The sequence below is a fragment of the Verrucomicrobium sp. BvORR106 genome (assembly GCF_000739655.1).
Lineage (GTDB): Bacteria > Verrucomicrobiota > Verrucomicrobiia > Verrucomicrobiales > Verrucomicrobiaceae > Verrucomicrobium.
Map to the genome: position 1 here is coordinate 21,170 of NZ_BATR01000009.1, position 6,696 is coordinate 27,865.

5 protein-coding genes and 1 tRNA gene are annotated in these 6,696 nt (G+C 59.8%); 5 read left to right on the forward strand and 1 reads right to left on the reverse strand.

Going from position 1 to position 6,696, the window contains the following annotated elements; genetic code table 11:
• Positions 1-58 precede the first annotated feature (58 nt).
• From BV106_RS01585 to BV106_RS01605, 4 genes are all read left to right on the forward strand, one after another.
• On the forward strand, positions 59-808 hold the full coding sequence (locus BV106_RS01585; protein WP_038159474.1) for a DUF3313 family protein: 750 nt from the start codon (positions 59-61) through the stop codon (positions 806-808).
• A 220-nt stretch (positions 809-1,028) separates the two neighbouring features.
• On the forward strand, positions 1,029-2,087 hold the full coding sequence (gene rsmH, locus BV106_RS01590; protein WP_038159477.1) for a 16S rRNA (cytosine(1402)-N(4))-methyltransferase RsmH: 1,059 nt from the start codon (positions 1,029-1,031) through the stop codon (positions 2,085-2,087).
• 103 nt (positions 2,088-2,190) lie between these two features.
• Positions 2,191-2,263, forward strand: a tRNA-Arg gene (locus tag BV106_RS01595).
• Positions 2,264-2,974: 711 nt separating this feature from the next.
• Entirely contained in the window at positions 2,975-3,544 is a 570-nt protein-coding gene (locus BV106_RS01605; protein WP_265595220.1) for a hypothetical protein, read from the forward strand.
• A gap of 440 nt (positions 3,545-3,984) precedes the next feature.
• Here the strand turns inward: BV106_RS01605 and BV106_RS01610 are convergent, their stop codons facing one another.
• On the reverse strand, positions 3,985-4,815 hold the full coding sequence (locus BV106_RS01610) for an alpha/beta fold hydrolase (protein ID WP_038159485.1): 831 nt from the start codon (positions 4,813-4,815) through the stop codon (positions 3,985-3,987).
• 184 nt (positions 4,816-4,999) lie between these two features.
• On the opposite strand from BV106_RS01610, the gene ilvD reads away from it, so the two are divergent.
• Positions 5,000-6,696 (forward strand): dihydroxy-acid dehydratase (ilvD, locus tag BV106_RS01615; protein ID WP_038159488.1); only part of this gene is annotated, 1,697 nt, incomplete at its 3' end.

Sequence of the window (6,696 nt, forward strand, 5' to 3'; positions counted from 1 at the left end):
CTCTTTAGCCAGCCATCTCCCCCTCAACCCCAGTACTACCCGACCTATATCCCAAACTATGCAGTGGCATCTCAAACTCATTCTCGGCGCCACCCTTGGCACTCTGTGCAGTTGCGCCTCCAAGACCGCGGTTACCGAAACTCTGAAAGCGAAGGCAGCACCGCTGTCTTCATTCACGGCGCATTCCCAGGCAATGCAGCCCCAGCGCGACCGTGCCCCTTTCGCTTTGGCCTGGATCAATCCCGAACTCCCTGCCAGAAGAAGCCACTACGCTTCCATTTACATTGCTCCAGTGGATGTCAGCCATCTCCGTGCCGCGAAACCTAATCTCTCCCGGGCCACCACCTTCGAGAGCCAGGACCGCCCGGTGCAGGAGATGAGCCGCTACATGCGCCAGTCTTTCGCGAACGCCTTCCGTGAATCCCCCGCTCCCCGGTTGAGTGTGGCGGCAAGCCCTGAGCCTGGCGGCGTCACGCTGCGCCTCGCGCTGGTTGAGCTCAACGCAACCGACGCGGTCGGGAATGCCGTGAAAACAGCAGTCCCATACGGAGGCGTGCTCAGCCCCCTGACGGCGGGAAACATCGCCATCGAAGGCCAGGTCCGCGACAATGTCACGGGACAGGTGCTCTTTGAGTTCGCCGACAACGAGCGCGATCAAATGACCCTCGTCAGCCTGCGGGATTTTCATCCGTTTAATCACGCCAAAGCCTCCATAAGAGCCTGGGCCTCCCAGTTCGAGGAACTGACTCGCACCTCCTCCTCTCACAAGGTGAAAGACTCCCCTCTCTTCACACTCGAACCGCGCTGAGCGGGCTGAAAACTCCGCCTGTTGATGGCAGCAGCGTCACGCCCAACGTTGGCAAGCTTCCCGCGAGTCCACGTTGGGTTTGTGGATTCAAAAATTCTTCTTTGAAGGAGTTTCGGCGATCTGAATGACTGTGATCCGCGGCATCCCCCGCCCCACCCAACAAACAAACGCACGAATAAGGAGGCAGAGAGGGCGTCTTCTGCCATGATAGCGGTCCATCATGTCCAGCGATCCGTCCGATGAAATCCCGTCGCCCCTTCCGGTGCACAAGCGCCGCCAAAGGTACAGCGGCAAGAATCCACGCCGATTTGAGGACAAATACAAGGAACTCCAGCCGGAGCGCTATGCCGACACCGTGGCCAAGGTGCGCGCCTCGGGGAAGACGCCTGCGGGCCAGCACATTCCCATCATGCTGCCGGAGATCATGGAGGCACTCGCCCCCCAGCCCGGTGAGCGAGCCCTCGACTGCACCCTCGGCTACGGCGGGCATGCCGAAGCCCTTCTCCGCGCCATCCAGCCTGATGGATGCCTCATGGGGCTCGACCAGGACGCCATCGAGATTGAGAAGACCGGAGCCAGATTGAAGGCCCTCGGTTTTCCTGAGAGCACGCTGCGCGTGGTCCGCATCAACTTTGCCGGCCTGCGCAAGGCGATCAACGAAGCCGCCTGGAGCGATGGCGTGGACGTCATCCTCGCTGACCTAGGCGTCTCCTCCATGCAAATCGATAATCCCGCCCGTGGATTCAGCTTCAAGGCAGATGGCCCTCTCGACATGCGCATGAATCCTCTGCGAGGAGTGCCCGCCCGCGAAGTCTTGCGCAAGATCTCGGTGCCAAAACTCGCCGCGCTCCTGGAGGAGAATGCGGACGAGGCCAACGCTCTCCCGCTCGCGGAGGCCCTCGCCGGCCAGGACTTTGCCAAGACGACCACCCTGGCGGCTGCCGTGAAGCGCGCCCTCCCGAAGCACCAAGATGAGGAGGAGATCAGCGCCACCACCCGCCGCGTCTTCCAGGCCCTCCGCATTGCGGTGAACGACGAGTTCGGTGCCCTCGACTCCTTCCTCCGAGAGCTGCCCACCGCCCTCCGCCCCGGCGGTCGCGTGGCCGTGCTCACGTTCCATTCCGGAGAGGATCGTCGCGTGAAAAAGGCCTTCCTCGCCGGCTCCCGTGACGGCACCTTCAGCGCCATCAGCGATGAAGTGCAGCGCCCCTCCGCAGAAGAAGTCCGCCTCAACACCCGCGCCACCTCCGCCAAACTCCGGTGGGCCGTGCGGGCCTAGGCCCCTGGCCCGGCGGCATCGGCGCGAGGTCACGGTACCGGGGCTGTGGAATCCCATTTGCTCCCAATCGATTTCCGATTATGGTGGTCGGCCCTAGGTCATTGCACCCGTAGCTCAGTGGATAGAGCAGCGGATTTCTAATCCGTAGGTCGAAGGTTCGATCCCTTCCGGGTGCGCATCGCATCCTGTTGACTATCAACGAATAGATCGATTCTTCATCTTTTTTCCTGCGCAGGTTTCCGTACCAATTCGCGACGAAACGCAGCCTTTTAAGAGGATTTTAAGGGTACCGCGGGGGTACCGGGACGCGGGCCCCAATCGACCGGCCTCAGTTTCGGTTGGCGTACGGAGAAAAACTGAGGTTTGGTGAACACTGTGACAACAACCATCATCTTGGCAAAGTCAACGGCAACCGCACAGCCGCCCTTTTCCTGGGACGAGCTTGTGCGAGAACCTGGATTTGAGGCATTGCCGCCTGAACAGAAAATCTTGACGCAGAATACGTACTTCAATGAGTTTCTCGCCCCAGACATCGAAGATCCCGAATACTACGTCAAAATGCGTGAGTTCAGGGAACTCAATCCCCTCGATAGCGGACAAGGTTATATTTCCTCCCTCGTGGGCTCGACGTTACGCGGCTTCGTGGACGACGGTATCGGGCGAGGAATTCGAGTGATTGGAGAGGGTTGGGGATGGGCAACACACATACAGGACAACTGGGCGACTGTCGCTGGAAATGAGATTCGGCACATTACCCATGAGCTACCAGGATACAACGTAAATCCCATCTACTGCCAAGCTCCCGTGATCATAGCGTCGCGATGGGCCGGGTGCGCCCTTTTCTACGCTATTGTCGTCCTCCTACTGCTCCGTCTGCTCACGAAGTCATGCAGATCAAAGAAGGTAAAAAAAAGAGGCCCGATCACTCAACGGCTGAAGGGAGTCCTCCCGCCATTGAACTTCCGACAATGACAATTGCCGAAGCGACCAAGATTGCGGACAAGGCCGCTGAAGTGATGATTGCGGCAGAGTACGGCCCCAATGGTTATACGCCGCTCTCGTTGGTTGGAGCATCGTCTAGGCGAGACGTAGCCAACGCGCTTTACATCGTTTTGGCCGAAACCTATGAAGAGTCGTCCGGCAACCAATCAGGTATCGAGTGGTTTGCGAACTGGTCGAAGTCCGCTGGCGGCTCACTCAATCAGATGCTTTTCGTCTTCCCATGCATGCCCGACAATGAATTGCTGAAGATCACTTCAACAAAGAAATTCAGTCCGGAGTACTTCGCTGAAGACAAGCGTCTGCGTCAGTTGATCGCCAATGATGGCACAAAGTCTCTTGAATCCGCTGAATCTTTCGTCGCCTTCCTCAAGTCTCTAAAACCGAATGCGTCAGACTATTGGGCAAGCGTGTACTCAAGGATTGGCCTCTGCTGGAACGAGGAGAAACCGCAATAGTTGCTACACATTGACGGCGTCCGTTGAAGACTCCCAACGTCGTTGTGTCACGCAATGTCACGAGTTCCAAAGAGATCAGACTACGACAATCCCCGCGAAATCCCACAGTCATACACCATGAGGAAATGGCGGGGTATCTCCGTTCCATTCTTTAGCCTCAGGGCAAATTTCGGGGGTACCCGCTCGGAACTAGAAACGAGCATGTGCAGAATCACTTCACTGGGTGGCGTACAGGCAGCAATGAGACCGCCTGATTCATGCAAACTTTTCGCGTACAGCTGATCATGAGTTCACTGCAAGGATCATCCGTACGCCAGAAAATCTTTCGAGGTAAGAGGCCAGTAAGTTGGGGCGTAAAACTGCGGTTGCCGACCTGGACTCGCGTCAAGCACGCCTTGGGGATTGCATATCTTTTCAATGCTCATTCTCACACGCCTCCTTCACCTCACCGCCTCCAACGCCGCGTGCACTTTCGCCGTATCCGTGTTCAACACATCATTGTGCCGCGCCCCTGCAATATCCTCATACTTCACAACATCAGGAAATAACTCACCAAGCTTGCGCCCCATGGCGACGGGGATCACCTCATCCTCGGTGCCGTGTCTTGCCACCACTTGGTAGCCGCCTTCTTTCTGCAGGCGCTTCAAGGTGGCGACGTTGTCGAAGCGGTGATGCAAGATCTCGCACAAGGGCCAGCCGAGGACGTGGCGGGCCATGTCTTTCATGCTGGTGTAGGGGGCAAGGATCACGCCTTTCTTGATGTGGTGCTCCTCCATCGCCATGAGGGCGGCGGAGCAGCCAAGGGAATGGCCAAAGACGCGCAGGCGGGGATGCAGTTCGGCCTCGGTGGTCTTGAGTTCCGCCGCGAGGGTGGGTACCAGCTTCTGCACCGACTCCTTGATCCGGCCGGGGGTGGGGCTGCCTTCGCTGCTGCCATAGCCGGGGTAGTCCACCAGTACATAGGTGTCCTGCTTCAGCGTCGGGGAGTCAAAGAAGCCGACCCAGTCCAGGGCCACGGTGCCGTTCCCGCCGAAGACGAGCCAGACGATGCCCTGGCTGCCGGTGGCGGCCTTGGGATGGATCCATGCGGTCTGCTTCCCCTGCCCGGTCTCGTAAACCAGAGGACGGGCATCCACGTGCTGCACCGTGGCCGCCTCATAGGCACGGGGCATGTAGATCATCTTGTGCTGGCAGCAGGCGAGGAACAACACCATGACAGCGAGGATTCGGGCGGCGGAGACGAGGAGGGTTTTACTGGTCTTTTTCCACATACACGACCAGTCTACCGCGACTTGGGCGGCTGGAAAGTCCCTCCAGAGGCCCAAAATCGTCAACCGCGGGCCAGCCCCGGACAACTCAAACACAAAGGAACCGGGCTTGAATCTCCCGCCAAGCCGGGCATGCTGGGGGTTTCAACACCGATTTTCCCGTATTCCGCAATCCGACCGAACCGCCATGCCTCCCAAATCGTCCGCGAAATCGAAAGCGAAGTCCGCCGCCCCCTCCGAACTGCATCGCAAGCACTCCGCCATCGTCGTGGACGGCGTGGAGCGCGCTGCCAGCCGCGCCATGCTGCACGCCGTGGGCTTCAAGCGGGATGACTTCAAAAAGTCGGTCATCGGCATCGCCTCCACCTGGAGCATGGTCACCCCGTGCAACATGCACATCGACCGCCTGGCCAAGGAGGCCGCCAAGGGCGCTGACGCCGCCGGGGGCAAGAGCATCATCTTCAACACCATCACCATCTCCGACGGCATCTCCATGGGCACGGAGGGGATGAAATACTCCCTCGTGAGCCGCGAAGTGATCGCCGACTCCATCGAGACCGTTGTGGGCTGCGAGGGCATGGACGGCTTCGTCGCCATCGGCGGCTGCGACAAGAACATGCCCGGCTGCGTGATCGCCATGGCCCGGCTGAACCGCCCCAGCGTCTTCGTTTACGGCGGCACCATCCTCCCCGGCTGCGTGGGCCCGGAGAAAAAAGAAAGCGACATCGTCACCGTGTTCGAGGCCGTGGGCAAGCACGCCAACTGCCTCATCGGCGACAAGGAGCTGGAAGACATCGAAGAGCACGCCATCCCCGGTGAAGGCTCCTGCGGCGGGATGTACACGGCGAACACCATGGCCAGCGCCATCGAGGCCATGGGCCTGAGCCTGCCCAACAGCGGTGCGCAATCTGCCGTGTCCGACGACAAGCTGCGCGACTGTTTCGACGCCGGCGCCGCCGTGCTGAACATGATCAAACTGGGCATCACCCCGCGCGACATCATCACGAAGGAGTCGTTTGAAAACGCCATCACCCTCATCATCACCCTGGGTGGCTCCACGAACGCCGTACTGCACCTCATCGCCATGGCCCACTCCGCCGGCGTGAAGCTCAGCATCGAGGACTTCGTCCGCATCGGCAAGAAGACCCCGGTGCTGGCCGACCTCAAGCCCAGCGGCAAGTACTTCATGAACGACCTCGTGAAGATCGGCGGCACCGTGCCGCTCATGAAGATCCTCGTGGAAGAAGGCCTCATGCATGGCGACTGCCTCACCGTCACTGGCCGCACGATGAAGGAGAACCTCAGCAAGATCAAACTGAGCTACCCCAAGAGCCAGAACATCATCCACCCGCTGAGCAACCCGATCAAAAAGGACAGCCACCTCGTCATCTTCAAGGGCAACCTCTGCCCTGAGGGCGCCGTCGGCAAGATCAGCGGCAAGGAAGGCCTCGTCTTCAACGGCAAGGCCATCGTGTTCGAGTCCGAGGAGAAGGCGCTGGACGCCATCCTCAACGACAAGGTGAAAAAAGGCCACGTCATCGTCATCCGCATGGAAGGACCGAAGGGCGGCCCCGGCATGCGCGAGATGCTGAGTCCCACCAGTGCCATCATGGGCAAGGGCCTGGGCAAAGACGTCGCCCTCATCACCGACGGCCGCTTCAGCGGCGGCAGCCACGGCTTCGTGGTCGGCCATGTCACCCCGGAAGCTTTCGTGGGTGGTCCGATTGCCGTCATCAAGAACGGCGACCCCATCACCATCGACGCCGAAAAACGCGCCATCACCCTCGGCATTCCCGCCAAGGAACTGAAGGCCCGCCTCAAGGCCTGGAAGCAGCCCAAGCCCCGCTACACCCGCGGCGTGCTGGCGAAGTACGCCGCCACCGT